This is a genomic window from Chitinophagaceae bacterium, from assembly GCA_016717285.1.
Taxonomy (GTDB): Bacteria; Bacteroidota; Bacteroidia; order Chitinophagales; family UBA10324; genus JACCZZ01.
The window spans coordinates 672309-698589 of sequence record JADKFU010000005.1 but is presented as its reverse complement, the minus strand read 5'-3'; the positions used below and the strand labels follow the sequence as shown (position 1 = coordinate 698589).

Annotated in this window: 21 protein-coding genes; 20 read left to right on the top strand and 1 reads right to left on the bottom strand. The window is 41.0% G+C overall.

Features of this window, described 5'->3' with window-relative positions; translation table 11 throughout:
• Nucleotides 1-90 precede the first annotated feature (90 nt).
• The 16 genes from IPO83_12740 (at nucleotide 91) to murI (ending at nucleotide 18538) form a co-directional block, all read left to right on the top strand.
• Nucleotides 91-2058 (top strand): Omp28-related outer membrane protein, encoded by a 1968-nt coding sequence (locus IPO83_12740; protein MBK9732130.1) that lies wholly within the window; start codon nucleotides 91-93, stop codon nucleotides 2056-2058.
• 330 nt (nucleotides 2059-2388) lie between these two features.
• Nucleotides 2389-5220, top strand: coding sequence for a carbamoyl-phosphate synthase large subunit (gene carB, locus IPO83_12735; protein ID MBK9732129.1), 2832 nt, complete (start codon nucleotides 2389-2391; stop codon nucleotides 5218-5220).
• A 71-nt stretch (nucleotides 5221-5291) separates the two neighbouring features.
• Nucleotides 5292-5510, top strand: a complete 219-nt coding sequence (locus IPO83_12730; protein ID MBK9732128.1) for a hypothetical protein — start codon at nucleotides 5292-5294, stop codon at nucleotides 5508-5510.
• 313 nt (nucleotides 5511-5823) lie between these two features.
• The gene (locus IPO83_12725; GenBank protein ID MBK9732127.1) at nucleotides 5824-6276 is read left to right on the top strand and encodes a GatB/YqeY domain-containing protein; all 453 of its coding nucleotides are present in this window, start codon (nucleotides 5824-5826) and stop codon (nucleotides 6274-6276) included.
• Between the two features lie 101 nt (nucleotides 6277-6377).
• Nucleotides 6378-6917 carry a CvpA family protein gene (locus tag IPO83_12720; protein MBK9732126.1) on the top strand — a complete coding sequence of 180 codons (540 nt, stop codon included), beginning with the start codon at nucleotides 6378-6380 and terminating at the stop codon, nucleotides 6915-6917.
• Between the two features lie 99 nt (nucleotides 6918-7016).
• Nucleotides 7017-7589, top strand: a complete 573-nt coding sequence (locus IPO83_12715) for an aminodeoxychorismate/anthranilate synthase component II (protein ID MBK9732125.1) — start codon at nucleotides 7017-7019, stop codon at nucleotides 7587-7589.
• Between the two features lie 229 nt (nucleotides 7590-7818).
• Nucleotides 7819-8586 carry an alpha/beta hydrolase gene (locus IPO83_12710; GenBank protein MBK9732124.1) on the top strand — a complete coding sequence of 256 codons (768 nt, stop codon included), beginning with the start codon at nucleotides 7819-7821 and terminating at the stop codon, nucleotides 8584-8586.
• A gap of 2 nt (nucleotides 8587-8588) precedes the next feature.
• Nucleotides 8589-9251, top strand: a complete 663-nt coding sequence (locus tag IPO83_12705; GenBank protein MBK9732123.1) for a CBS domain-containing protein — start codon at nucleotides 8589-8591, stop codon at nucleotides 9249-9251.
• Nucleotides 9252-9304: 53 nt separating this feature from the next.
• Complete coding sequence (locus IPO83_12700; GenBank protein MBK9732122.1) at nucleotides 9305-10744, top strand: BamA/TamA family outer membrane protein; 1440 nt, start codon at nucleotides 9305-9307, stop codon at nucleotides 10742-10744.
• Nucleotides 10745-11008: 264 nt separating this feature from the next.
• Nucleotides 11009-11887: an NAD kinase gene (locus IPO83_12695; GenBank protein MBK9732121.1), complete on the top strand. Its 879-nt coding sequence runs from the start codon at nucleotides 11009-11011 to the stop codon at nucleotides 11885-11887.
• 261 nt (nucleotides 11888-12148) lie between these two features.
• Complete coding sequence (locus IPO83_12690) at nucleotides 12149-12994, top strand: hypothetical protein (protein MBK9732120.1); 846 nt, start codon at nucleotides 12149-12151, stop codon at nucleotides 12992-12994.
• 59 nt (nucleotides 12995-13053) lie between these two features.
• Nucleotides 13054-13800, top strand: coding sequence for an isoprenyl transferase (locus IPO83_12685; protein MBK9732119.1), 747 nt, complete (start codon nucleotides 13054-13056; stop codon nucleotides 13798-13800).
• Nucleotides 13797-16310 carry an outer membrane protein assembly factor BamA gene (locus IPO83_12680; GenBank protein ID MBK9732118.1) on the top strand — a complete coding sequence of 838 codons (2514 nt, stop codon included), beginning with the start codon at nucleotides 13797-13799 and terminating at the stop codon, nucleotides 16308-16310. The genes IPO83_12685 and IPO83_12680 overlap by 4 nt, the downstream gene beginning before the upstream one ends.
• Nucleotides 16311-16473: 163 nt before the next feature.
• Nucleotides 16474-17025 (top strand): OmpH family outer membrane protein, encoded by a 552-nt coding sequence (locus tag IPO83_12675; protein MBK9732117.1) that lies wholly within the window; start codon nucleotides 16474-16476, stop codon nucleotides 17023-17025.
• 105 nt (nucleotides 17026-17130) lie between these two features.
• Entirely contained in the window at nucleotides 17131-17640 is a 510-nt protein-coding gene (locus IPO83_12670; GenBank protein MBK9732116.1) for an OmpH family outer membrane protein, read from the top strand.
• A 79-nt stretch (nucleotides 17641-17719) separates the two neighbouring features.
• Nucleotides 17720-18538 carry a glutamate racemase gene (murI, locus tag IPO83_12665; GenBank protein MBK9732115.1) on the top strand — a complete coding sequence of 273 codons (819 nt, stop codon included), beginning with the start codon at nucleotides 17720-17722 and terminating at the stop codon, nucleotides 18536-18538.
• Nucleotides 18539-18695: 157 nt separating this feature from the next.
• On the opposite strand, the gene IPO83_12660 is transcribed toward murI, so the two are convergent.
• On the bottom strand, nucleotides 18696-20375 hold the full coding sequence (locus IPO83_12660) for a peptide MFS transporter (protein ID MBK9732114.1): 1680 nt from the start codon (nucleotides 20373-20375) through the stop codon (nucleotides 18696-18698).
• Between the two features lie 321 nt (nucleotides 20376-20696).
• Between IPO83_12660 and IPO83_12655 the strand changes: the two genes are divergently transcribed.
• The 4 genes from IPO83_12655 (at nucleotide 20697) to IPO83_12640 (ending at nucleotide 26271) form a co-directional block, all read left to right on the top strand.
• Nucleotides 20697-24236, top strand: coding sequence for a PKD domain-containing protein (locus tag IPO83_12655; protein MBK9732113.1), 3540 nt, complete (start codon nucleotides 20697-20699; stop codon nucleotides 24234-24236).
• Between the two features lie 106 nt (nucleotides 24237-24342).
• On the top strand, nucleotides 24343-25317 hold the full coding sequence (locus IPO83_12650; protein MBK9732112.1) for a PorP/SprF family type IX secretion system membrane protein: 975 nt from the start codon (nucleotides 24343-24345) through the stop codon (nucleotides 25315-25317).
• A 49-nt stretch (nucleotides 25318-25366) separates the two neighbouring features.
• Entirely contained in the window at nucleotides 25367-25750 is a 384-nt protein-coding gene (locus tag IPO83_12645) for a hypothetical protein (GenBank protein ID MBK9732111.1), read from the top strand.
• Between the two features lie 50 nt (nucleotides 25751-25800).
• A complete protein-coding gene (locus tag IPO83_12640; GenBank protein ID MBK9732110.1) occupies nucleotides 25801-26271 on the top strand; it encodes a hypothetical protein in 471 nt (156 codons plus the stop codon).
• Nucleotides 26272-26281 lie beyond the last annotated feature (10 nt).

Sequence of the window (26281 nt, the reverse complement as noted above, 5' to 3'; positions counted from 1 at the left end):
TTTGTCTTTTAACTCATCCAAATCGTATTTTATAATGGTGGATTTCCTATTTTAGCCTTCTCTTTTTAATCGCAAACAAAACTCATTCCCGTGAAAAAATCTACATGCCTTGCCTTGATAACGCTTTCATTGCTGTTCATGACGTCAGCAGGATGGTCACAAACCACTATTTACACCCAGGACTTTGAGGGTACTGGTCTACCTACCGATTGGTCACAGGTTACAAATGCAGATGACGGTGGCTGGAAATTCGGCACTAATACACAGTTGCAAAGCGCCAGTTTCCCGATTTCAGCCCATACGAAAATGGTCTGTACCAACGATGATGCCTGCAACTGCGACAAAAGCAATGATATGCTGATTTCTCCTGCTATGGATTTTACAGCTTATTCGAATGTCTTCATGAGTTTTGATAATTATTACTATAATTTATCCTATGGTGGTGCTACGGAAAAGGCAACCATACAAGCGTCAACAGATGGTGGAACTACCTGGACTGTTGTAAAAGAATTAGCAGGCAATACCGGTGACTGGGAAACACGTTTTGTTGACCTTTCAGCTTATGCAGGACAGAGCAATGTTAAAGTTGGATTCAACTACAATGATGGCGGCGATTGGTTGTATGGATGGGCAATGGACAATGTATTGGTGTATGCCCCTGTGGCAGGTGTTGATGCAGGTGTATCATCATTACAAATCGGCAAACTTGACCCAACTCCTACTTTCATTAGTTTCTCAAAATACTTCACTGATTTGCCACTTAGCGTGAAAGCTAGCATTTCGAATCTCGGAACCGTTCCTATTACCTCTTTCGATGTAAGCTGGACAAACGGCACAACTACTTATGACGAATCATTAACTGGCCTTAACATTGGAACATTTGAAAGTTACAGCTTCACTTCTGCCAGTAACTATACTACCTTATCAGGAAGCCATACTATCTCACTCACCATCTCAAATATCAATGGTGGTTCAGCAGAAATCAGCACTGATAATAATGATGGCAATTTTACCATTACAGGAGTTGTACCAAATCCTGATCAGCATTATGTTGCGGAAGAAGCTACCGGAACCTGGTGCGGATGGTGTGTAAGAGGAATAGTATTTATGGATTACATGCGCGAAAACTATCCTGATCAGTTTGTTGGAATCGCAGTGCATAATGGTGATCCCATGCAGGTAACTGCCTATGATAATTGGGTAGGTTCATTTCCAGGATTTCTAGGCTATCCCAGTGTAATTATCAATAGAAACTATATCGTTGATCCTTCAGAGCTGGAAAATGATTTTATTGATAATGCTTCTAACACACCCGCAGTAAAAGTAACCGTAGATCCACAATACAATATTTCGACTAAGGAACTGACTGTTACCGTGAACGGTGAATTTCTCCAGAACCTAAACGGCGATTATCGTTTTGTAGCTGTGTTGCAGGAAGATAGTGTTCACGGAACTTCATCTACTTACAAGCAAACTAATTACTATTCCATAGCAGATTACGGATATGCAGGTCCGATGGCTGGTTTTGAATATATGTCAGGTCACATTGCTGCTTCAGAAATGTACTACGATTTTGTTGGTAAGGCATTGTTAAGTGATGTGGAAGGAACTGCCGGAAGTCTTCCGGGATCAATTACAAGCGGAACAAACTACTCTTATACTTATACCTATACGGTGCCTGCTTCATTCAATGTTAATCGTCTTAAAGTTGTAGGCATGGTGGTGGATTATTCCACAGGCGAAGTGTTGAATGCAGGCAAAAACGGTTTAAAATTCGTTACAGGCATAAATGATCAGGTTGTAAATGCTTCTTTGTTTATGTATCCTAATCCTGCCAGGGACGTTGCTTACCTCGATTTAAAAATTACCAAAGCAGAAAAGGTAACTGTTCAAATTGTTAATATACTCGGACAAACAGTGGCTGTTCAGGATCTTGGATCCGTTAGTGGAAGCCAGGTTATACCTGTAAATGTGAAAAATTTTGCCACGGGCGTTTACCAGCTTAAGGTAACTGTTGGTGATCAGGTGTTAACTAAAAAACTTGAAGTGATTAATTAGTTTTCAAATACATTTTCAAAAAGCCGTTCCTAAACAGGAGCGGCTTTTTTGTGCATATTTTGTTAAAAACAGAAACAGGATTCTTCTATTTTTGCGACTTAATGAAAATGCTGCAAGGCCTACTTACTTTTTATTTTTATACGGAATACTTTATTTTTTATTCTCCGGCTTTTCAAAAGACACCATCATTCAATTCAAAACCGTTTTCATTGTTGCAAAAACCAGCGAAGTCTTTGTCATTGGGTGAGCGAAATGCATTTGCAATGCTGAATAAATTCCGGCTCATAAAATTTCATTCAGGCACTGTTATCTCAAATTTAAATTTTACAAATGCCACGCGATCTTAGTATCCATCATGTGCTCATCATTGGTTCTGGTCCCATCATTATCGGACAAGCCTGCGAATTCGATTATTCCGGTTCTCAGGCATCGCGTTCCTTGCGGGAAGAAAATATCAAAGTGTCGCTGATCAATTCCAATCCGGCCACCATCATGACTGATCCGGTTACCGCCGATCACGTTTACTTATTGCCATTGGACGTAAATTCTATCATCCAGATTTTGGAAGAATCAATAGAGCTGGGAAGAAAGATTGATGCTGTATTGCCCACAATGGGTGGACAAACTGCGCTTAATCTTGCCAAGGAAGCTGATGAATTAGGTGTTTGGAGCAAGTATGAAGTGAGAATGATTGGTGTAGACATTAAAGCCATTGACCTTGCCGAAAACCGCGAAGCATTCCGCAACCTGATGGGAGAAATCGGAATCGCGGTAGCACCTTCAAAAGTTGCCAACTCGATGCTGGAAGGAAAAGAGATTGCGCAGGAAATTGGTTTTCCATTGGTGATTCGGCCGTCCTACACTTTGGGCGGAACCGGCGGTGGATTTGTTCATAAAAAAGAAGAATTTGAAGCAGCGCTTGACCGTGGATTAAAAGCTTCTCCAACACATGAAGTGCTGGTAGAAAAAGCAGTGTTGGGCTGGAAAGAATTTGAGCTGGAACTGCTGCGCGATTCCGCTGATAATGTAGTCATCATCTGCACCGTTGAAAACTTTGATCCGATGGGCATTCATACAGGTGATTCCATTACCGTTGCTCCAGCAATGACTCTTAGCGATACAGGCTATCAGCAAATGCGCAATATGGCGATGCTGATGATGCGTTCGCTGGGAAACTTTGCCGGCGGATGCAATGTGCAGTTTGCCATGGATCCTGAAACGGAAAATTTGATAGCTGTTGAAATCAATCCTCGAGTATCACGTTCTTCAGCGCTTGCTTCAAAAGCAACAGGTTATCCCATCGCAAAAATTGCAGCCAAACTTGCCATCGGTTATCATCTTGATGAACTGAGAAACCAAATAACGGGAACCACTTCTGCTTACTTTGAACCTGCTCTCGATTACGTTATCGTAAAAATTCCACGCTGGAACTTCGATAAGTTTGCCGGAGCCGATGAAACACTCGGATTACAAATGAAATCAGTGGGTGAAGTGATGGGTATCGGCCGCACGTTTATTGAAGCAGTGCAAAAGGCCTGTCAGTCGCTCGAAAATGATGCAATAGGTTTAGGTGCAGATGGCAAGCACTGGAAACGATCGGAGGAAATTCTCGAAAAATTGCAATTCCCTTCGTGGGACAGAATCTTCAGAATCAAGGATGCATTATCATTAGGAGTTTCCATCAACACAATTTTTAAATGGACGCTGATTGATAAATGGTTCCTCGAACAAATACAGGAATTAGTCACGATAGAAAAGGAAGCAAAAAAATACACGATCGAAACCATTCCCAAAGAATTCTTTCTGCAAATGAAACAGATGGGTTATTCAGATCTGCAACTTGCGCATCTGTTGGGAAATATTTCTGAAGATGAAGTGTATGAAAAAAGAAAAGCGTTAGACATCCGCAGAACATATAAGCTGGTTGATACCTGCGCGGCTGAATTTGGTGCCGCTACGCCTTACTACTATTCTACATTCGATGTAGAAAATGAATCTGTTGTTTCTAACCGCAAAAAAATAATTGTACTCGGCTCGGGACCGAATCGTATCGGCCAGGGAATCGAATTTGACTATTGCTGTGTGCATGGATTGCTCGCTATTCGCGAATCCGGTTTCGAAGCCATCATGATCAACTGCAATCCTGAAACAGTTTCCACAGATTTTGACATTGCTGATAAACTTTATTTCGAACCCGTTTTCTGGGAACACCTGATTGAGATCATTGAACTGGAAAAACCGGAAGGAGTGATCGTGCAGTTAGGCGGACAAACAGCACTTAAACTGGCAAAGCAATTATCAGAAAGAGGTATCAGAATTATCGGTACTTCTTTCAAGGATATGGATCTGGCGGAAGACCGTGGCGCATTTTCCGATTTGTTAAAAGCATTGGAAATTCCGTATCCGGAATATGGCGTAGCAGTCACAGTAGAAGATGCCGTTGCCGTAGCAAAAAGAGTAGGATATCCTGTATTGGTTCGCCCCTCTTATGTGTTGGGTGGACAGCGCATGCGCATTGTATTGAATGATGATGAACTCGAACAGGCAGTATTGAAGTTACTGAAGCACATGCCAAATAATAAAATTCTGATTGATCATTTTCTCGATCGCGCAGAAGAAGCTGAGATTGATGCCATTTGTGATGGAGAACAGGTTCACATCATGGGTGTGATGGAACACATTGAACCGGCAGGTATTCATTCCGGTGATTCAAGTGCGGTATTGCCGCCGTTTAATCTCACCTACGAAATCATTGACAAAATGGTGGAGTATGCTGAAAAACTTGCGTTGGAACTGAACATCCGGGGACTGATTAATATTCAGTATGCAATTAAAAACGGAAAAGTATATGTGATTGAAGCCAATCCACGCGCTTCCAGAACGACGCCGTTCATTGCAAAAGCTTACCAGATTCCTTATCTGAATGCGGCCACCAAGGTGATGATGGGTGTGAAAAAAATAAAAGATTTCAAGTTCGACCGCAAGCTCACAGGTTATGCCATCAAAGAGCCGGTGTTTTCATTCGACAAGTTTCCTAACGTGAATAAAGAATTAGGACCTGAAATGAAATCCACTGGTGAAGCCATCAGATTCATCAAAGATTTATTTGATCCTTTCTTCCGGCAGATGTATAAGGAGAAGAGTATGTATTTAAGTAAATGACGCAGGAGGTTGCACGTGAGTTAGTGTTGAACAAGTACAATTTATCTAATTTTGTTTCGTCATTCTCTAACATGTTAGTCCGCATTTTCGAAACTCCTGTCCTTGATGTTCTGCTGATTGTTCTGGCCATCCGTTTTATCTGGCCGGGATTATTTGGAATCCGGAAAAGAAGTCCTTCTCCAACTAATAACCATCAACAGAGAAATTTTGTGAACGAACCTCCACCCGTTAAAAATTCAAAAGTCACTGATAAGCGTGGAGAGTATATTGATTATGAAGAGATCAAGTGAGGGGTAATTGTTTAATTGTTTAATTGTTTAATTGTTTAATTGTTTAATTGTTGCGGCAAAGCCGATAACCAGTCGAATGAGCCAACCTATTCTCCGGCTTCGCCGCAACAATTTAGCAATTTAGCCATGTAACAATTAATCCTCCCACTCTCCGGCTTCGCCGCAACAATTCAGCAATTTAGCCATGTAACAATTAATCCTCCCACTCTCCGGCTTCGCTGCAACAATTCAGCAATTTAGCCATGTAACAATTAACCCTGCCAAAATACATTCCCAACAAAGCAATATTATATTTGCCGCAAATTCAATCCATATGTCCTTAGAAGAAAAAATAAATGGTGATCTGAAACAAGCGATGCTCAGTAAAGATGAAGCAGGCCTTCGTGCGATTCGTGCGATAAAATCTGCTATCCTGCTTTCCAAAACAGAGAAGGATGCAAAAGAAGCAGATGAAGCATCTGAAATTAAATTGCTGCAGAAGCTGGTAAAACAACGTAAGGATGCACTTGAGATCTATGAAAAGGAAAGCAGGGAAGACCTCGCGAAAAAAGAGCGCGAAGAGATTGCTGTGGTCGAACGATACCTTCCTCAACAAATGAGCGCCGACGAACTCAAAGCGGTACTCACAAAAATAATTGCCGAAACCGGCGCGAAAACACCGCAGGATATGGGCAAAGTGATGGGTGCTGCTTCCAAAGAATTAGCCGGAAAAGCGGATGGTAAAACGATTTCAGCAATGGTAAAAGAGTTGCTTGCAACCGGTTAACATGCGAATCGACACGGTAATGTATTCATCATCTATAACCATTTATGTGCGCCTGCATCAAGTTTATTTTATTTCATTCGCACCTTCTCAATTAAAAAAGCATGTGGATTGATATCATTTGGATGATACTTGCAGTGTATGGCATCTGGAAAGGATGGACAAAAGGATTCATTCTCTCTGTGTTTACCTTGCTTTCGTGGGGCATCGGAATCATGGCTGCCATAAAACTGAGTACAGTTACCGCAACAGCATTGCACGATCAGCTTCACATAGATTCTGTATACTTGCCTGTCATTTCATACGTACTTGTTTTTGTTGTGATTGCGCTTGTAATTTATCTCGTTGGAAAATCGCTGGAAAAAATTATTGAACTGGCACAAATGGGTTTTGTGAATAGAATTTCAGGCGTCATTTTATATGTAGCGATTTATACCGTACTGTTCAGCATCTTCATATGGTTGCTTGATCAGGTTGACCTGATCTCTACTTTCGTAAAACACCAATCGAAAACTTATTCAGCTATCAGCAGCATTTCTGATTTTATGATTCACCATGTTTCCTCCTTTACACCTGTAGTAAAAAATTTATTTGCAGAATTCCAGGCAATGCTTGATAAGATTACCAATTCCGTGCAACAATAACTGCCGGCAGCTATCCGCCCTTGCATCGTTGATTCATAGAAAAGTACGTCCTGCTTTTCGTTTGAAATTACTTCATAGGAATTACGCAACTTTGTTCACTTGCTACTGCTTCTCGACAATTACGATTCGTTCACTTATAACCTGCAGGATTATTTTTCGCAGTTGCAGCAACCTTGTCTTGTGATCCGGAACGACGAAATGAACATGGAAGAAATAATTTCACTGCATCCTTCCGCCATCATTATTTCTCCCGGCCCTGAAACACCTTCAAAAGCCGGCATCATGTTAAATATGATTCATCATTTTCATGCTCAGATTCCCATGCTTGGTATTTGCCTGGGTCATCAGGGCATTGGTGAATACTTTGGCGCTACGCTCGATCATGCGGATAAACCCATGCATGGAAAAACATCGTTAATCTCCCATCAGGCACATCCTGTTTTTCAAAATATCAGCAATCCATTCACTGCGATGCGTTATCACTCCTTAATTCTGAAAAACCTTGATCGCACACCACTTCATATTATTGCGGCAAGCGAAACCGGTGAGCCAATGGCCATCGCGCACTACCATCTTAAGTTATGTGGGATCCAGTTTCATCCTGAATCAATTCTTACGCCTGATGGATTGTTAATGCTGAACAACTGGTTACGCTGGTCTGGGTTGAAATAAGTGCTTAATTTTAGAAACATCGTGAGATTATAATACTTCTTAAAATCATTTCTGAAGTCCGCGAAGTGTCATTTCAAAAACTTCGCGCATTCAAAAATCAATCGTTATAAATCTCTCTCAGAAAATTCCATTCACGAAATAAACAGTTGTATGTTCACGCTTCCCGTAGTTGCCAAAGTATTTTTCAATAAAAAACTTATTTTAGCAGCATTAAGCACGAGTAAGGCGTATGGAGATTACCATAAAACAGGAAGGCAAGTTCAGGTACATTGAAGAAGGCGAGGGCGAAGTGCTCCTGTTACTACACGGACTTTTCGGAGCACTCAGCAATTTCAAAGGCATCCTCGAAGAGTTCCATAAAAAATACAAAGTGGTAATTCCACTGTTGCCCATTTACGAAATGCCTATCCTTGATTCTACTGTGAATGGCCTGGTGAGGTATGTTCGCCAGTTTGTTGATGCACGTGGCTATGAAAACATTATTCTGCTGGGAAATTCCTTAGGTGGTCACATCGCACAATTGTATGCATTGGATCAGACACAAAAAGTGCGTGCCATGGTGCTTACCGGAAGTTCAGGATTGTTTGAAGACTCGCTCGGTGGCGGTTATCCAAAACGTGGCGACTATGAATATATCAGGGACCGTACGGCTTATACTTTTCATAATCCTAAGGTTGCCACCAAAGAACTGGTGGATGAAGTGTATGAAATCTGTAATAACCGCGGCAAAGCTATCAGGGTAATTTCAGTTGCGAAATCTGCCATGCGCGAAAATCTCAGCCGTCTGCTCCACAAACTAACAATGCCGGTCATGTTAATCTGGGGAAAGCAGGATCGTATTACACCACCTTTTGTTGGTGAGGAATTTCATAAACTCCTTCGTAACTCTGAACTGGTGTTAGTGGATGAATGCGGTCATGCACCCATGATGGAAAAACCGGAAGAATTCAATATCATACTTGATGAGTTCTTACAAAAACTGAACGTAGCAGCCTGACTATGAAAGCAGCAGCGCTCGTATCTAAAAATATTTCCCCGCTTAAGACTTCCGATACAGGTGCAGAAGCACTACATCTTATGAATGTATTTCATGTATCACATCTTCCTATCGTGAATGAAAACCAGTTGCTCGGACTTATTTCTGAAGAAGACATTCTGAATGCTCATGGTGAAGAAGATCCTATTGGCAGTTTGCCTGTTTCTCTAATTCGTCCGTTTATTCACGATAGTGAACATATGTTTGAAGTGCTGAAAATGGCATCTGAGCTTCGGCTCACTGTTATTCCTGTAACAGATAAAGACGAAACTTATCTGGGATTAATCACCCGAACCGATTTGCTGAATTATTTTGCGGAACAGACGGACATACTTGAACCTGGTGGCATCATCGTGCTCGAGCTGCATGTAAAAGATTATTCATTGAGTGAAATTGTCCGCATCATTGAATCCAATCATGTAAAAATTCTTTGTCTGTTTGCAGGCACTGATTATGATACTTCCAGAATGGAACTCACCATTAAAGTCAATAATACAGATCTCCAACCCATAATTTCAGATCTCACCCGGTATAATTACACCGTGAAAGAATCATTTCAGGAAGCAGAATATTTTGACAATCTGAAAGAGCGTTACGATTCACTCATGAATTACCTGAACATCTGATCATCTTTTCGCACACGAAGGCAGGATTGTGTTTTTGTTTTACTTTCGTTTCTATGCCTGTTATTAAATGCGCAGCTATCACATGTGCGCTGTTTACTTTCCTGCTAAGTAGTTTTATTGCAAAGGCGCAAACCGATACAGTGCCCTCGCAGGATAGCTCATTTCACAATTTTGTCCGTATTAATCACATTCTGATTGATGGAAACCGTCGTACAAAGAGACAGGTTATTTTACGACAGATCACTTTTTCTGAAGGGGATACTATTGCTTTTGATGTATTGATGAAAAAGATAGAGGAAAGTCATAACCAGCTGATGAATATCGGACTCTTTAACGAAGTAGTGTTAAACATCAAAAACTGGGAAGATGAAAATATTGATGTCGCTGTAAGTGTGAAAGAAAGATGGTATACATTTCCTGTGCCGGCCCTTGATCTGTATGACAGGAACTTAAATGTCTGGCTGGTTGATCACAATGCAAGTCTGAAGTACCTGCAATTTGGATTACGTTTTTATCAGCAGAACGTGCGTGGCCGTGATGAAGATCTTAAACTCGTGGCCCTGTTTGGTTATTCGCAATTGTACCAGATACAATACAACATTCCATACATCAACCGAAAACAAAATATTGGCCTGAAGGTAACAACATCCTTTAGCCGTACAAGAAACCTGACATATGGTTTTACCAATAACAAGGACCTTATTTATCTAAATGTTGATGCCTATCAGAAAACTAATTTTTATGCCCTGGCGGACGTGATTTATCAACCGGCTTTCAAGTATAAGTATATCTTCACCATGAGTTATAATGATAACGAGGTAACGGATACTATAGCGAAACTAAACCCTGACTATTTTTTGAATGGCGATACACGCCAGCAATATTTTACGTTGCGGGGACTGTTTATCCGCGACTTCCGTGACATTGCTTCCTATCCATTAAAAGGAAACTATATCGAGGTTTCATTTTCCAAAATAGGATTGGGATTATTTGATAATGTAAATATTTATTCGTCTACCGCCGTCCTGGATCATTATGTTCATTTTGGCAAGAAGTGGTATGCAAGTACTGTGAACAAATTAAAAATTTCCTTTCCGAAAGAGCAGCCCTATAATCTCAATCGTGGGTTGGGTTATTCAAGTGACTATGTGCATGGATATGAATATTACATTATCGATGGACAGAGTTTTGGTTATACACGTATGGATTTAAAAAATCAGCTGCTGAAAATAAAGATCAAAACTCCACCCAAAAATCCTTTTCTTAAAGGAGCCAATATTCCATTTGCATTATATGGCCGTGTATTCGCAAGTGCAGGCTATGTTAAGGATGATCTCTACTATGAAAACAATCCCCTTAACAATTCACTGTTATTGGGAGGCGGTTTAGGTTTAGACCTTACACTTATTTATGACACTACCATTCGTGTTGAATATTCAATCAATAAGCTGGGAGAACATGGGTTCTTTCTGCATATGAACTCTATCTTTTAATCACGGCTTCTCGGGATACCGTTGCTTTGGATTTTTTTAGAATCATAATACAACGTACCCATAGATGAATCCTGAACTAATCCTGGTCAATGAGTCTCCAAATGCTTATGAAGTGATGCTGCTGCCTTTCTTCCAATATTAAGACACCTCATATTTTGTTACTAAATTCGCTGCTAATGAAAATCCATTAAAAGTGATTAATGAAGATGTATGCAATATCCGCCCATCCAAAATTTTCATTAAATCATTAACCCTGTTTGCAAAATGAACGTAGCACTCTATTGTCGAAATATAAAAACGCAGGATATTCCTGTGCTCCAGGAAATGCTGGACCAACTGGCAGAAAAAAAGATCGGTGTGTTTATTTACAAACCGTTCTTTGAGAGTGTTTGGATTGATATCAAAACCCGTTCTGGTATAAGCACTTTTGAAACGCATGAAGATATCCGCGACAAAGTAGAATACCTTTTCACATTAGGCGGTGATGGCACATTGCTTGACACGGTAACTTTTGTGCGTGATTATCCCATTTTGGTAATGGGTATTAATATAGGCCGACTTGGATTTCTTGCTGACATCGGGAAAGAAGAAATTAGTCATGCCATTCATGCGATCACAAAGGGTTCCTATGTAACAGATCAAAGAACGTTGCTTGAACTGGAATCCAATAAACCTTTATTTGGTGAGGTAAATTATGCATTGAATGATGTGACCATTCATAAGAAAGACACATCGGCCATGATCACCATTCATGCTTACATCAATGGGGAATTACTAAACTCTTATTGGGCCGACGGGTTGATTATTGCAACTCCGACCGGATCCACAGGATATTCGCTGAGCTGCGGCGGACCCATTATTATGCCTACTTCTGAAAATTTTGTCATTACACCAATTGCTCCTCATAACCTCAATGTGCGTCCGATTGTTGTGTCGGATACGAGTGTCATTTCGTTTGAAATTGAAGGCCGTTTTGAACAGTTTTACTGCACCCTCGATTCGAGAACAGAACCTATTGACAACTCTACTCAAATTGCAGTAAAGAAAAGCGCTCATAAGATCGGTCTTGTAAGGTTACCAGATCATCATTTCCTGGAAACACTTCGCAAGAAACTGATGTGGGGAGCGGACGCAAGAAAATAAAGGATAAATGATGTGCCGATGAGATGATGTGCCAATGTGCCAATTAAATTGAGGTGCTGATGACCTAATGATCTAAATGACTTAATGACTAATGACCAATTCACTTACGGCTATCTCATTACTTCACACTACTCGCTACTCACTACAAACCACCGAATACCCAAAAAACCTTACTTTCGCATCAGGAAATAAACCCATCATAACGTCGTTATCGAAACACTTTTTACACCACTGTTTCCATTCAACTTTTCCACTAACGCTTTGAAAAAGAAACTCTGTACGCTGTTTTCAGGCGCCTTTTTGGTTTGCTGTCTTTCAGTTCAGGCCCAAAAGAATGATTTTGGTATCTGGCTTGGTGGTGCAAACTACTTTGGTGACGTCAACACAGGCACAGATTTCCGGTTTGTAAATCCGGCAGGTGGTTTTTTTTACCGTCGTAATTTTGACGAACGTATTTCAGCACGCTTCAATATCAATGGCGGACGTGTGTGGGCTGATGATGCGTATGCCAACAATTATTATCAGCAAACAAGGAACCTTGGATTTTCCTCGAACATCTTCGAAACCAGTGTTCAGTTTGAATTCAACTTCATGCCCTATACGGCTGCTTCAGGTTCCTCTACAAGTGACCGGCATCGCTTTGCTCCGTATGTAATGGCAGGCTTTGGTGTTTTTCATTTCAATCCATCCGCAAAATACAATGGTGAAAAGGTGTGGCTCCAGCCACTTGGTACAGAAGGACAAGGCTATCCTCAATATCCGGAATTAAAACATTACAAACGAACCAGCACAGCCTGGTTGCTGGGGGGAGGGTTTAAATACAGGTTATCAGCTCTTATTGGACTCACCTTGGAAGGTGGTGTAAGAAAAACATCTACTGATTACCTTGATGATGTGAGTGCTGCATATGCTGATCCTGTAATATTGCTTCATGAAGGTGGACCAATGGTTGAATTTTTAGGCGATCCTTCTGCCGAAGTGGTGGCTGAGCCTGTTGGAGAAACCGGTAAAATGCGGGGAGACAATATAAAAAGTGATGATTACTTTTTTTTCGGAGTGGGTATCTCCTACACTTTAAAGCCTTACCGTTGTCCTTATCCACATTAAGAATTACAGCATCAAAATCGTTGGTTACTTAGTAACTTGCGCACTTTTTAATTACTGAAATGTCGTTAATCGAACAGATTGATAAAAGCCGTTTGCCTGAACACATCGCCATCATCATGGATGGCAATGGCCGTTGGGCACGTTTGCATGGCGAGAACAGGATTTTCGGACACCAGAATGGAGTTTCCGCTGTAAGAGCTACCTCTGAAGCCTGTGCTGAACTGGGCGTGAAATACCTGACACTTTATGCATTCTCCACTGAAAACTGGGCACGCCCACAGTATGAAGTCGACGCCCTGATGGAGCTTTTAGTGGCAACTATTCGCAATGAAATGAGCACGCTGATGGAAAACAACATCCGGCTACGCTCCATTGGCGATATTGCATCACTTCCGGCCAAGTGTCATCAGGAGTTGCTGGAAGCCATGGAGGAAACGAAAAACAATAGCGGGCTCACACTGATTCTGGCACTCAATTACAGTTCAAGGTGGGAATTGACTGAAGCTATCCGGAAGATAGCATCAGCAGTAAAAGCGGATCAGTTGGATCCGAGGTCAATTAATGAAGCTGTAGTTACAGGTTTCCTGGAAACAGCTGCATTCCCTGATCCCGAACTGATGATCCGCACAAGTGGTGAACAACGACTCAGTAATTATCTGCTTTGGCAACTAGCTTACGCGGAATTATTTTTTACACCGGTATTGTGGCCGGATTTTGACAAAGAAACGCTGTACCAGGCAATTCTTGATTTCCAGAAACGTGAACGTAGGTTTGGAAGAACAAGTGAACAAGTAAATGTGAAATGAAACGTATCCTTATATTCATTATCTGCCTGATTTCAGGATTTTACCAATGCAGCTTTGCGCAGGTTATTACCCCTGTATACGATTCTCTGATTGTTGATTATGCGAATCCAAAAGAATACGTTATCGGTGGCATCGAAGTACGTGGCACTCAATATCTTGATAAAGACATTCTTGCCGCACTTGCAGGCATTAAAAAAGGAGACAAAATCGACATACCTGGAACGGAAATAAGCAAGGCAGTAAAAAACCTGTGGAAGCAGGACCTTTTTGCCAATGTGCGGATTTATATTGATCACACTGTTCGTGATACTGCATATCTTGCTTATGAGCTGGATGAACGTCCGAGACTTTCAGGTTTCACTTTTCGCGGCGCCACAAAAGGAGAACAGGATGATCTTCGTGAAAAAATAAAATTGAACAAAGGCAAAGTGCTTACTGATAATGTTAAGGTAAACACCTACAACACCATCAAATCGTTTTTCTATGAAAAGGGTTACACACATACGAAAGTAACCATTGACGAAAGGGTGGACTCTTCCCAGCAAAACAGCATGCTTTATTACATTTATATCGACAAAGGCAACAGGGTCAGAATTGACAACATACTTTTTAAAGGCAATACTGCCGTAACCAGCAGTCATTTGCGCAGGCTCATGAAAAAGACCAAGGAAAATCCAGTCTGGTCTGTTTTTACCATTTCAAAGTTCAGGCCCAGCGATTATGAAGATGACAAGGCGAAGATCCTGGCTTTTTATTCTACAAAAGGTTATCGTGATGCACACATCAAGTTTGATAGTGTGTATGAAAATGAAAATGGTAACCTCAATATACAAATCTGGATTGCTGAGGGCAACAAATACTTTTTCCGCGACATCCGGTGGTCTGGCAATGCCAAGTATGCTTCTTCACGTCTTGATTCCGCTTTGCGTATAAAGAAAGGTGATGTGTATGATGAAGCCTTCCTGCAAAAAAGACTCAATGGAGATCCAAATGGAACAGATGTGGGATCACTTTATATGGATGACGGGTACTTATTTTTCTCGGTTACGCCTGTAGAGGTATCTATTGAGAATGATTCCATTGATCTTGAAATACGGGTGCATGAAGGACCTCAGGCCACCATCAACCAGGTGTTTATAGAAGGCAATACCAAAACACATGAGCATGTAATCCGAAGGGTAATCCGGACTACGCCGGGCAGCAAATTCAGCCGTGCGGATGTGATAAGAACCCAACGTGAAATTTTAGCCACAGGATTTTTTGATCCTGAAAAACTCGGAATAAACACAGAGCCGCATCCGGAAAACGGAACTGTTGATTTAACCTATTCAGTAGAGGAAAAACCAAGTGACCAGGTAGAGCTGTCTGCCGGTTGGGGTGGTTCGGGCACAGGTGTTATCGGTTCTCTGGGTGTAAAATTTAATAACTTTTCCATGCGGAACCTGTTTGATCTGAAAACATGGTCCCCACTTCCTTCCGGTGACGGACAGGTTTTTTCTGTCAGATTACAATCGAATGGAAGATACTATCAGTCGTTTAACATCGGTTTTACGGAACCATGGCTTGGCGGCAAGAAACCCAATTCATTAAATGTCGGCCTATACAGTTCCCGATATGCAAGAGGTACTAACAAGAATGATCCTTCATATGGAACATTGGTTACGACAGGTGCTACTGTCGGATTGGGAAAACAATTACAATGGCCGGATGACTATTTCACATTGATTTCTGCGCTTAATTTTACAAATTATTCGCTGGATAACTATACGACGAACTTCTTTATCAATACCGGTAATGCCTATAGCATTAGTTTGAAAGAAACATTTGGAAGAAATTCCATGGGCCCTGATTTCACCTTTCCTAAATGGGGTTCCAACATTTATGTCAGCGTTGCCGTGACGCCGCCTTATTCCTTGTTTAATAACAAGGATTATTCAGAATTGCCGGTAGCAGAAAAATACAAATGGGTGGAGTTTCACAAATGGAGGTTTGGAGCGGAATGGTACACCAACCTTTTTGGCAAGTTTGTGTTAAAAACAGCAGCTAAAGGAGGTTACCTGGGTTACTATAATCCGGATATAGGCCTTACGCCATTTGAACGGTTTGATGTGGGTGGTGATGGCCTTTCACAAAACTATTCACTCTATGGTGTTGACATCATTTCCCAGCGTGGTTATAAGGATGTATATGCTTATGCAGCTCCTATCTTTAACAAATACACGCTGGAATTAAGATATCCGTTTTCTACCAGTCCGAGTGCATTCATTTACGGAACTGCATGGGTTGAAGCCGGAAATGCATGGTATAGTTTTGATGATTACGATCCGTTTAATCTCCGTCGTGCAGCAGGTTTGGGGCTCAGGGTTTTCCTGCCTATTTTCGGAACAGTCGGGTTTGACTATGGCATCGGTTTTGACAAGCCGCGACCCCTTGTTCCGCCAAGAACTCTGGGAGAGTATTTGAATGCTTACGGTGCATTTAATATCGTGTTGGGATTTGAGCCGGAGTAGAGAGTAGAGTAGTGAGTAGATAGTATATAGTCGTTAGTCCTGAGTCGTTAGTGGCTTTTTGATAATTTTTAGATTTGATTTTTGAGTTTATCGCTTTTTAATTTTTGGCAAACGTCTTCTAATTCCTAATTCTTAATTCCTAATTCTCAATTCTCAACTTCCAATGAAAAAAACCTATCTGCTTTTTTGTTTACTAATATTGACCGGTAGTGTTGCCTTCGCGCAGAAAATGGCATATGTAGATACCGAATATATTCTGAAAAATATTCCTGATTATAAAGACGCTCAGAAAAAACTCGATGATATTGCCGCTGCATGGCAAAAAGACATTGATACGAAGTATGCTGAAATAGATAAGTTATACAAATCTTATCAGGCTGAACAGGTGCTATTGACAGAAGAAATGAAGCTTCAACGTCAGAAAGAGATTCAGGACAAAGAGAAAGCTGCTAAAGAACTTCAGAAACAAAGGTTTGGCTACCAGGGAGAGCTTTTTGTAAAACGCCAGGAACTGGTACAACCCATTCAGGATAACGTATTTGATGCAGTTTCAAAGATTGCTACCGCCAAAGCTTACGATTTTGTATTAGATAAATCGAGTGGTTCAGTGGTGCTGTATGCGAATACGAAAGTGAATATAAGTGACCAGGTATTGCAGGCCATGGGTTATGCCCCTAAAGCAGGTACAGCACCAGAGAAAGATATTAAAAAGTAAAAAATTGATACTTTTGCGCACTTTATTTTTTCCGTTCATCCATAAATTTAACAAAAGGCAAAGAAAAGCGGCGACGAATTCTTACCTTAAAAAAACAAACCAACAATGAAGTTTCTTTCTTCCCTGGCAATTGTGCTGCTGATGACAATAGCTGTTTCCACACAAGCCCAAACATTAAAATTCGGACACATTAATTCTGCTGACCTTCTTGCACTGATGCCTGAAATAAAAAAGGCAGATTCCACATTACAGGCCTACCAAAAATCGCTTGAAGATGCAAATGCCTCTATGCTCGCAGATTATCAGAAGAAAGTACAGGACTATCAAAGTCTTCCTGCCACTACAACTGATGCTGTAAAAGAAATAAAGCAACAAGAGATCAAAGATCTTGAAAACAGAATTCAGCAGTTTCAGGGTGGCGCACAGGATAAATTGCAAAACAAAAAAGAAGAAGTGTACTCTCCCATTCTTAAAAAAGCGGAAGATGCTATCAAAGAAGTTGCGAAAGCCAACAATTATTCTTACGTATTTGATACCAGCGCCGGCGCGGTGGTGTATGCACAGGAGTCGGATAACCTGATGGAATTGGTGAAGAAGAAATTGATGCTGAAATAGTAGCTGGTTAATAGTGAATAGTCAATAGTATATTGACTAAAGACTTAAGACTAAAAGACTTACTACCCGATACTAATAAGTGACTCAACAAAATCCAATCGGAATATTTGATTCAGGCATTGGCGGCTTAACGGTCGCCAATGCTGTTTCTAAGCTATTGCCCCAGGAAGAAATCATCTATTTTGGTGACACCGCGCATTTGCCTTATGGCGATAAATCCGCAGAAGCTATTCAGCATTACTCCCTTCGAATTGCTGATTTTTTATTGGAAAAAAAATGCAAACTTATTTTAATTGCCTGCAATACAGCATCTGCCGCGGCCTATGAGATAGTCAAAGAACAGGTAGCTGTCAAAACGAATAATAATGTACCGGTAGCGAATGTAATTGACCCCGTGGTTGAACGAGTGGCCGCAGATACAACAATTAAGAAGATAGGGATTATTGGAACTAAAGGGACTATCAAATCCGGCACCTATGAACACAAATTAAAAGCCCTGAGGCCTGATTTGGAAACTGTTGGTCTTGCCACCGCTTTGCTTGCCTCTATGATTGAAGCAGGTTTCTACAATAACAGCGTCAGTCAGGCCATAATCAACTCTTATTTAGCCTATCCTGATTTCAGTGATATTCAAGGCATGATCATGGCTTGCACACATTACCCTTTGATTGAAAAAGAAGTAGCGGCTTACTTCAATCAGCGCATCAAAATTTTTGATTCTACTAATATTATCGCTGAAAAAGTGGAAGCTATCCTCCGAACAAATGACTTGCTCAACGACAAACGCCGTCATGCGCATAAATTTTATGTTTCTGACTATACGGATTCATTTGAGCAGACGACTAAGATTTTTTTTCAGGAAGAAATACACCTGGAACATTCCCCTATCTGGGATTGAACGGTCATGCAGCTAATTACCTGAACATCTTGTGGATAAAATGTATGGCAATGAGCCAGTTGCTGCCAGATAAGATGTGTGCTGTGGGTTAATACCAAAATAAAAGGTGACCTCAACAGTCACCTTTCATTTTTTTAGTTAATCGATCCCTATCAAATTAATCAGTTCCCGTTTTTTCCCGCACTACTGCACGCAACCATTTTACCATGCTAAATAAAATAATCGCTGCAATCATTGCCGCAACAAACAAAATCAGGAAATAATCTTTCTTATCAGGAAACTTATCCCAGAAAGTGGCCATCAATCCGGAGATTTTTCCAGCTATGGAATTGATGAGGAACCACGCTCCCATCATTAAAGCGGTGAGCCGCGGCGGAGACAATTTGGAAACCATCGACAATCCGATCGGGCTGATGAGCAACTCACCAATGGTAAAGATGGCGTAGGTTCCTATGAGCCAAAGCATGTGCGTCTTATTCTCATAAATATTCGTTGACATCACCGCAAAGATCATCAGCAACGAAGAGAGTCCCGCCACCACCATTCCAATACCGATTTTTGCCGGAGTGGAGGGTTCCTTTTTTCTTCTTCTCAAAAATCCAAAAAACCATACCGCAATTAATGGTGTAAACAGTACAATGAAAAAAGGATTTATTGATTGAAACAATTCAGGAGAAAGTAATTTATGTTCTTCACCCTTTGCCGGCCATTGATCTTTCGGAAGATTATTCAAATAAGGATCTACACCCTTCGTCTGAATCGTATTTCCGTTTTCATCCAATACCGCAGCAAAATGATTGTCAACCTTGGTAACCTGAACAGTATCCGACGTAACTGTCTGCAGCATTCCGAACGGCTTCGTCCAAACAACACCTGATTCAGGCATATTTCGATCTGTATACGTATCAGCCCAAATAGTTAATGCAGTGCTGTTCTGGTTATAGATCACCCAAAAAACTATGGAAACAGAGAAGAATGCCAGCAAGGCACCAAGTCCGCGCTTGTCTTCCTTGGATGCACGAATCAGCAGTCCTGCATAGAAAATAATAATCGGAACGCAAGCAAACATAAACGCATCATTCGATTTGGTTCCGAAAATGGTACCTCCGATAAGTGAACTAAAATTCCATCCCAAAATTCCCGCAAGGATTGCAGGCAGAAAGACTGATGTCATTATTTTGCTGATGGGCATATCTTCTTTCTGCAATGGTTTCTTCACATCGCCTTTTACAATATGTTCATCTTTGAAGTTGAGTCCAAAAATTATTAAAGCGAAGATCATTCCGACACCTGCCGCAGCGAAAGCGTATCCCCATCCATAATAATTTCGAAGGTATGCTGCCACAAAATTGCAGAAGAACGCGCCGATATTAATACCCATATAGAAGATTCCATAAGCGGCATCTTTCTGTGGCTTCAATTCTTCTTCTGTATAAATGTTACCTAATAAAGTGGAAATATTCGGTTTAAAGAATCCATTGCCGACGATGATAAACAACAAAGAAATATACATGGCCATATCGCCTTGTAATGACAATCCGAGATAACCGATTGCCATCAATGAACCTCCGATCAGTATGGACTTTCGATAACCGAGAAAACGATCTGCAATCAATCCGCCAATGAAAGGGGTGAGATAAACCAGTGCGATAAAAGAACCTACAATATCTGCGGCATTCGCATTATCCAGTCCTTTACCTCCGGTTCCTGTAGGATCAATCAGGTACAGAAGAAAAATCCCCACCATCAGGTAATAACCAAAACGTTCCCACATCTCGGTAAAAAAAAGAATGTACAAGGCTTTGGGATGCCCCTTCTTAATGGCAATTTCAGACATGACGTTTTTTTTGGTTGCTGGTAAAAATAGCAGAATTATCGGAAAACCGAATGTTACTGAAACGATTAGCAGAACCATTAACTATTGATGTTCAGTCAGGTAACCTTGTAAAACTTGCAAATGGAGAATAACTGTTCGGTGAAATTACCTCTACTTGTCAAAAGGCGATATTATAGCTGCATCATCCCATTCATAAAATAATCCTGATTTCCCTATAGTGATGCCCGAGACGATACATATACTTTAGAAATATCAAAATCGTTTGGCTGGGCGTGCAACACTTAAATTTATAAACTGGTCTATTCTTTATATTTTTAGTCAATGAAGTTCTTTACGTTTCGAGGTATCGGCATATTTGTATGGGTGTTTCTATCAATTCCATTGTTGGCGCTTGCTGCTGAATATCCCACATCTGTTACACCTTCTGGTCAACTGCGTTTTATTGAGAATAAAAAACAGTGGGATGAAAAAATATTATACAATGTCAAACTATGGAGTGGTGAACTGTTTCTCGAAAAAAACACATTCACCTATATATTCTTCAATCCGGAAGATTTAAAAAAGGTCCACCATCAGCACGACACCAGTGCATTCATCATTCATGCACATGCTTTCAAGGAAGTTTTTGTAAACGCAAATCCGGAAGTGCGCACTTCCGCAGCTTCTCCTTCACTTTATTTCTTCAATTATTTTATCGGCAATAATCCTTCCCGTTGGGCCACCAATGTAAAAGACTATGCACAGGTTACCTATGATGAACTCTACAAAGGCATTGACATGAATGTATATGCCTACGGACCAAATCTTAAATACGATCTTATTGTAGAACCCAATGCAGATGCAAATCAAATTCAGATACAGTACGACGGTGCAGATAAATTATCACTTCAAAATGGCCATCTGATCATTGCTACTTCAGTTGGAAATTTCACAGAACAAAAACCCTATGCTTACCAGGTAGTAAATGGTTTCAAGAGTGAAGTCTCCTGCAAATTCCAATTGAAAGGAAACACCATCACTTTTTCTTTCAATAAGAATTACGATCATTCAATTCCGCTTATCATTGATCCAACACTTATTTTTTCTACCTACACAGGAAGTGCTGCTGATAACTTTGGATTTACAGCAACCTATGATGCAGCAGGCGCCATGTATCTTGGCGGATTGGTCCACAGCGCCGGCTATCCCGTGAGTACCGGCGCGATTCAAATAAATTATGGTGGTGGTATCAACAGCCCAACGCAATATGGAAGCGATATGGGCATCACTAAAATAACGGGCGCCGGTAATGCAATGATCTGGTCAACTTATTTAGGTGGAAGCAACAATGAAACACCGCACAGTCTATTTGTAGATAATAATGGCAACCTGTTGATCTATGGCAGAACCTATTCCAACAATTTTCCCACTGTTGCAGGCTCGTTCGATGTGGGATCGAATGGTGCCGCCGATATAGTGGTCGCAAAAATTAATGCAGCCGGAAATGCCCTGGTTGCCAGCACATACATCGGTGGAAGTGGTGATGATGGTGTAAATTATAATGCTTCAGAACCTGCTCAGGGAGAGCTGAAAGTGAATTATGGCGATGATGCCCGTGGTGAAATTATTGCCGATGAAAACAATAATGTGTATGTGGCCACCTGTACAAAATCCACCAATTTCCCTGTTACCACAGGTGCATTTCAAAGCACAAGTGGCGGTAGTCAGGATGGATGCATTTTTAAATTCAGTGCTGATCTTTCAACACTATTGTGGTCTTCTTATATCGGTGGATCAGACAATGATGCCTGTTATTCACTCGATGTTTTTAACAATGAAGTGTACACCTGCGGGGGAACGATGAGCACTAACTTCCCATCCACGACAGGTTCTTTGCACAGTAATTTTTTGGGCGGAGCCTCAGATGGATTTGTGGCACATATCAACGCTACCGGAACTTCTCTGTTACAATCTTCCTTCATCGGCACTTCTTCTGATGACCAGGTTTATTTCATCAAACTGGATAAAGCAGCCAACGCCTATTTCGTTGGACAAACAGGAGGTAATTATCCTGTTACAAGCGGTGTGTACAGTAATTCCAACAGCGGGCAGTTCATTCATAAATTGGATCCCGCGTTATCAACCACTGTTTATTCCACAGTCTTTGGAAATGGAAACGGTGCGCCGAATATTTCACCAACAGCATTTCTGGTTGATACCTGTGAAAACATTTATGTATCTGGTTGGGGTGGCGTTGTTTTCAGCGGATGGCCGCAGTTTTCAATGAACATGTTAAATATGCCGCTCACCTCAAGTGCTTTGCAATCCACCACTGATGGCAATGATTTTTACCTCGCTGTTTTCAAAAAGAACATGACGCAGTTGATGTATGCAACGTATTTCGGGGGTTATAGCGCGCCGGGAAGTGATATCGGGACAGAGCATGTAGACGGTGGCACGAGCAGGTTTGATAAAAATGGCATCGTGTACCAGGCAGTGTGCGCAGGATGTGGAGGCAATTCTCTTACACCAACCACAGCCGGCGCATTGAGTGAAGTGAATGGAAGCGCGAACTGCAATGAGTTAGGTTTCAAGATGGAAATCAATTTATTCGTGGTAACTGCTGATCTCGCTGTTTTTCCAACCGCTACCGGTTGCGTTCCGTTGAACGTCAGCTTCACGAATAACAGCGTAAATGCGACCAGCTTTTTTTGGGATTTCGGGGATGGATTTACTTCCACAGAAACAACACCTACCCATGTCTTCAATGATACAGGAACCTTCATAATAATGCTTATTGCATCCGATCCTACAGCCTGCGTTCCCATTGACACAGCCTACACAACTGTTGTGGTTTACAACACTACCGTGAATGCAAGCTTCACCAATACGATCACTGATTATTGCGATTCACTGAAAGTAGATTTCAATGCGACCACTACAGGTATCATCACTTCTTTCTCGTGGGATTTCGGCGACGGCACAACCGCAACAGGACAAAACACAAGTCATACGTATACCACTCCGGGATTGTACACTGCTTCTCTTATTGTGAGTGATCCGCTTTCGTGTAACCAGTTTGACACCATAACCGTGGTGATTGATTACACGCATGTTTTGATTGCGGAAGTGAGCAATGCTAATTTTTTTGGCTGTCCTCCTTTTACCATTAATTTATCCAACACAGGTTATGGCGGCATTACTTTTTTCTGGGATTTCGGTGATGGACAAACTTCTACCGAAGCAAGTCCATCTCACACTTATCCTATTCCCGGAACTTACAATGGTATGATGATAATTGGCGATCCTGATGCCTGTAATGTTTTTGATACGGCGTTCTTCACAGTCACTGTTTTACCTTATCCTCCACATGCTGCCTTCACTGCAGATCCTACCGTGATACAGGATTATGTTTCTGAAGTTCATTTCTTCAATCAATCAACAGGAGCGATTTTCTATTCCTGGGATTTTGGAGATGGCGCCACCAGCACTGATGAAAATCCCAACCATACTTATCTGCTGAGTGGTGATTACCTCGCTTGCCTCACCGCTAATAATGATGGTGGCTGTCCTGATCAGGTCTGTACATTTATTACTGTCCGGTTAATTCCGGTTGTGGATGTACCGAATGCTTTTTCACCCAATGGCGACGGACAAAATGATATACTTTATGTTCGCGGACAGGATATAAAAACGATGAACTTCAAAGTATACAACCGTTGGGGAGAACTGGTTTTCGAGACGAGCAATATCAATAACGGATGGAATGGAATTTATAAAGGCGTGTTGCAGGAAATGGAAGTCTACGTGTGGACTTTAACTGCCACCTTCAGCGATGGGAAAGCAGCCGTGAAGAGTGGCAACGTAACTTTATTAAAATGAACAGTGACAATTCATCAATTAAACAATTTAGCAATTTAACCATACAGCCATTCAGTCATAAACATTAATGAGTCGTCTAAACTTCATATTGCTTTCAATAATAACTATGGCGTGCCGACTCCAGGCCCAGGACATCCATTTCTCTCAATATTTCTCCACACCACTCACCATCAATCCATCCTACACCGGAAGTTTCAGCGGTGATTACCGTTTAGGTTTAAATTACCGGCAACAGTGGGGCAGCGTAACGGTGCCTTACAAAACATTTGATTTTTATGGCGACATGTCTTTCAACAAAAACTTTTTACACCGCAATTATTTTTCAGCCGGGCTCTATCTCATTTCAGATCGTGCCGGTGATGGTGATCTGTCAGTAACCAAAGTGATGGCCTCCGGAGCTTATCATCTTTCTTTTGATGAAGAGAAAACAAGCTTTCTATCTTTTGGTGTGCAGGCAGGTTTCGTTCAGAAGTCGGTGGATTTCTCCAAATTTTATTTCGACAATCAATGGGCCGATGCAGGTTTTGATTTGGGATTACCTACCGGTGAAAATTATTCAGCGCAACAGACAAGCTATCCAGACGTAAATGCAGGGCTTTCCTATTCCTACAGCGGATCAGAAAAAATTTCTTTCTATACAGGAATCGCATTGTATCATTTGTTTCGTCCGAGTGATTCCTTTTATGGAAATGCCGAAAACAGATTAGGCATTCGTCCCGCAATAAATGCAGGTGCTGTTATCAAAATCAGTGAGCAGGTATATGTTTATCCAAGTGTGATGTACATGTCGCAAAAAAAGGCGCACGAATTTCTTGCCGGAAGCATGATCAGTTATAAATTAAACACTGCGTCATCGAATCAATTGTTTGCAGGATTGTTCGGTCGCTTTGGTGATGCAATTATTCCTGTGATTGGTTACCAATTTGAACACTGGCGCGCAGTATTGAATTATGATGTAAATACTTCTTCGTTAAAATCAGCTTCCGGTAGCAAGGGTGCTTTTGAACTTTCATTCGTTTACATTGGCTGGTATAAAAAACCACGCGGCAACGTGATTGATTTACCTTGTCCAAGGTTTTAAAAATTTCCTATCGGGAAGACAAAGCATTACCTTATAAACATTTCGTAAAATGAACAGCAATTCTGAAATAACTTTCACATTCTGTTTTTTCTTTTTTATTTTTTCTATTTCATCCTGTAAAAATTCTTCTACAGATAATTCAACTCAAAGCAAATTAGCAAACATTAAACCCGGCATGAGTTACCTTGATGTGGTTGAAATCGCCGGCATACCAGACCAGAAAATAAATGTGGGTGTAACGACAGATGAATATGGCCTGCAAACAAAAACAGAGGAATGGCATTATGGCGATAATCAGCTCATCGTAATTGTAAACGATACTGTCAGCAGTATTGATTTGGATTTGAAAAGCACCTATCAGCGCATTCAGCACATCATTGACTCGGCAAGGGCTGCAGGAGATTCTGCCAGAATGATTCAACAGTTGCAATAAACGCATGCTCAATTATTTTTTTCTACGCCTAATCATCTTTACATTGTTGCATGACATTCGAATTCCGTGCTCACAAACCGAAAGCTTACTTATGGTTTGGCATCGCTTTATTGATTATTATTTTGCTAAATGCCTTGTTGATACAAGCGCTTCAATCACTTTTGCTTGACTGGAATAATCTCGTGCAACAATCAGTCATCCTCGTGGTTCCATGGATTTTATTTCTGTTTCTGCCCTCCGTTTTCACCGGCATGTTTATTTACTATTCGCTGGCAAAAACCTATCGCTTCACGCTGCTTCATTCGGGATTCAGCATTCAATTGCTCAATTCAAAAAAAGAATCTACAGGTGATCCTAAAAATTTTCAATGGGCAGAAATAAAAGAATTCCGCTTCAGTGATTTTGAAGACAATGAATATTTCACACTGGTATTTATTGATGTAAAAAACAATCTCATCCTTCACCGCGAATCAGGACCGTTTGAACAATTCTTCGAAGAGTTGAAGAAGTATGTGAATTAGTTTCAGCGAA

Bases quoted from the DNA above. Each gene is read 5' to 3' on its own strand.
- IPO83_12705 (MBK9732123.1), top strand. From the start codon at position 8,589: ATGAAAGCAGCAGCGCTCGTATCTAAAAATATTTCCCCGCTTAAGACT.
- IPO83_12655 (MBK9732113.1), top strand. From the start codon at position 20,697: ATGAAGTTCTTTACGTTTCGAGGTATCGGCATATTTGTATGGGTGTTT.
- IPO83_12725 (MBK9732127.1), top strand. From the start codon at position 5,824: ATGTCCTTAGAAGAAAAAATAAATGGTGATCTGAAACAAGCGATGCTC.
- carB (MBK9732129.1), top strand. From the start codon at position 2,389: ATGCCACGCGATCTTAGTATCCATCATGTGCTCATCATTGGTTCTGGT.
- IPO83_12670 (MBK9732116.1), top strand. From the start codon at position 17,131: ATGAAGTTTCTTTCTTCCCTGGCAATTGTGCTGCTGATGACAATAGCT.
- IPO83_12650 (MBK9732112.1), top strand. From the start codon at position 24,343: ATGGCGTGCCGACTCCAGGCCCAGGACATCCATTTCTCTCAATATTTC.
- IPO83_12710 (MBK9732124.1), top strand. From the start codon at position 7,819: ATGGAGATTACCATAAAACAGGAAGGCAAGTTCAGGTACATTGAAGAA.
- IPO83_12685 (MBK9732119.1), top strand. From the start codon at position 13,054: ATGTCGTTAATCGAACAGATTGATAAAAGCCGTTTGCCTGAACACATC.
- IPO83_12700 (MBK9732122.1), top strand. From the start codon at position 9,305: ATGCCTGTTATTAAATGCGCAGCTATCACATGTGCGCTGTTTACTTTC.
- IPO83_12720 (MBK9732126.1), top strand. From the start codon at position 6,378: ATGTGGATTGATATCATTTGGATGATACTTGCAGTGTATGGCATCTGG.
- IPO83_12645 (MBK9732111.1), top strand. From the start codon at position 25,367: ATGAACAGCAATTCTGAAATAACTTTCACATTCTGTTTTTTCTTTTTT.
- IPO83_12730 (MBK9732128.1), top strand. From the start codon at position 5,292: ATGTTAGTCCGCATTTTCGAAACTCCTGTCCTTGATGTTCTGCTGATT.
- IPO83_12640 (MBK9732110.1), top strand. From the start codon at position 25,801: ATGACATTCGAATTCCGTGCTCACAAACCGAAAGCTTACTTATGGTTT.
- IPO83_12680 (MBK9732118.1), top strand. From the start codon at position 13,797: ATGAAACGTATCCTTATATTCATTATCTGCCTGATTTCAGGATTTTAC.
- IPO83_12675 (MBK9732117.1), top strand. From the start codon at position 16,474: ATGAAAAAAACCTATCTGCTTTTTTGTTTACTAATATTGACCGGTAGT.
- IPO83_12660 (MBK9732114.1), bottom strand. From the start codon at position 20,375: ATGTCTGAAATTGCCATTAAGAAGGGGCATCCCAAAGCCTTGTACATT.
- IPO83_12695 (MBK9732121.1), top strand. From the start codon at position 11,009: ATGAACGTAGCACTCTATTGTCGAAATATAAAAACGCAGGATATTCCT.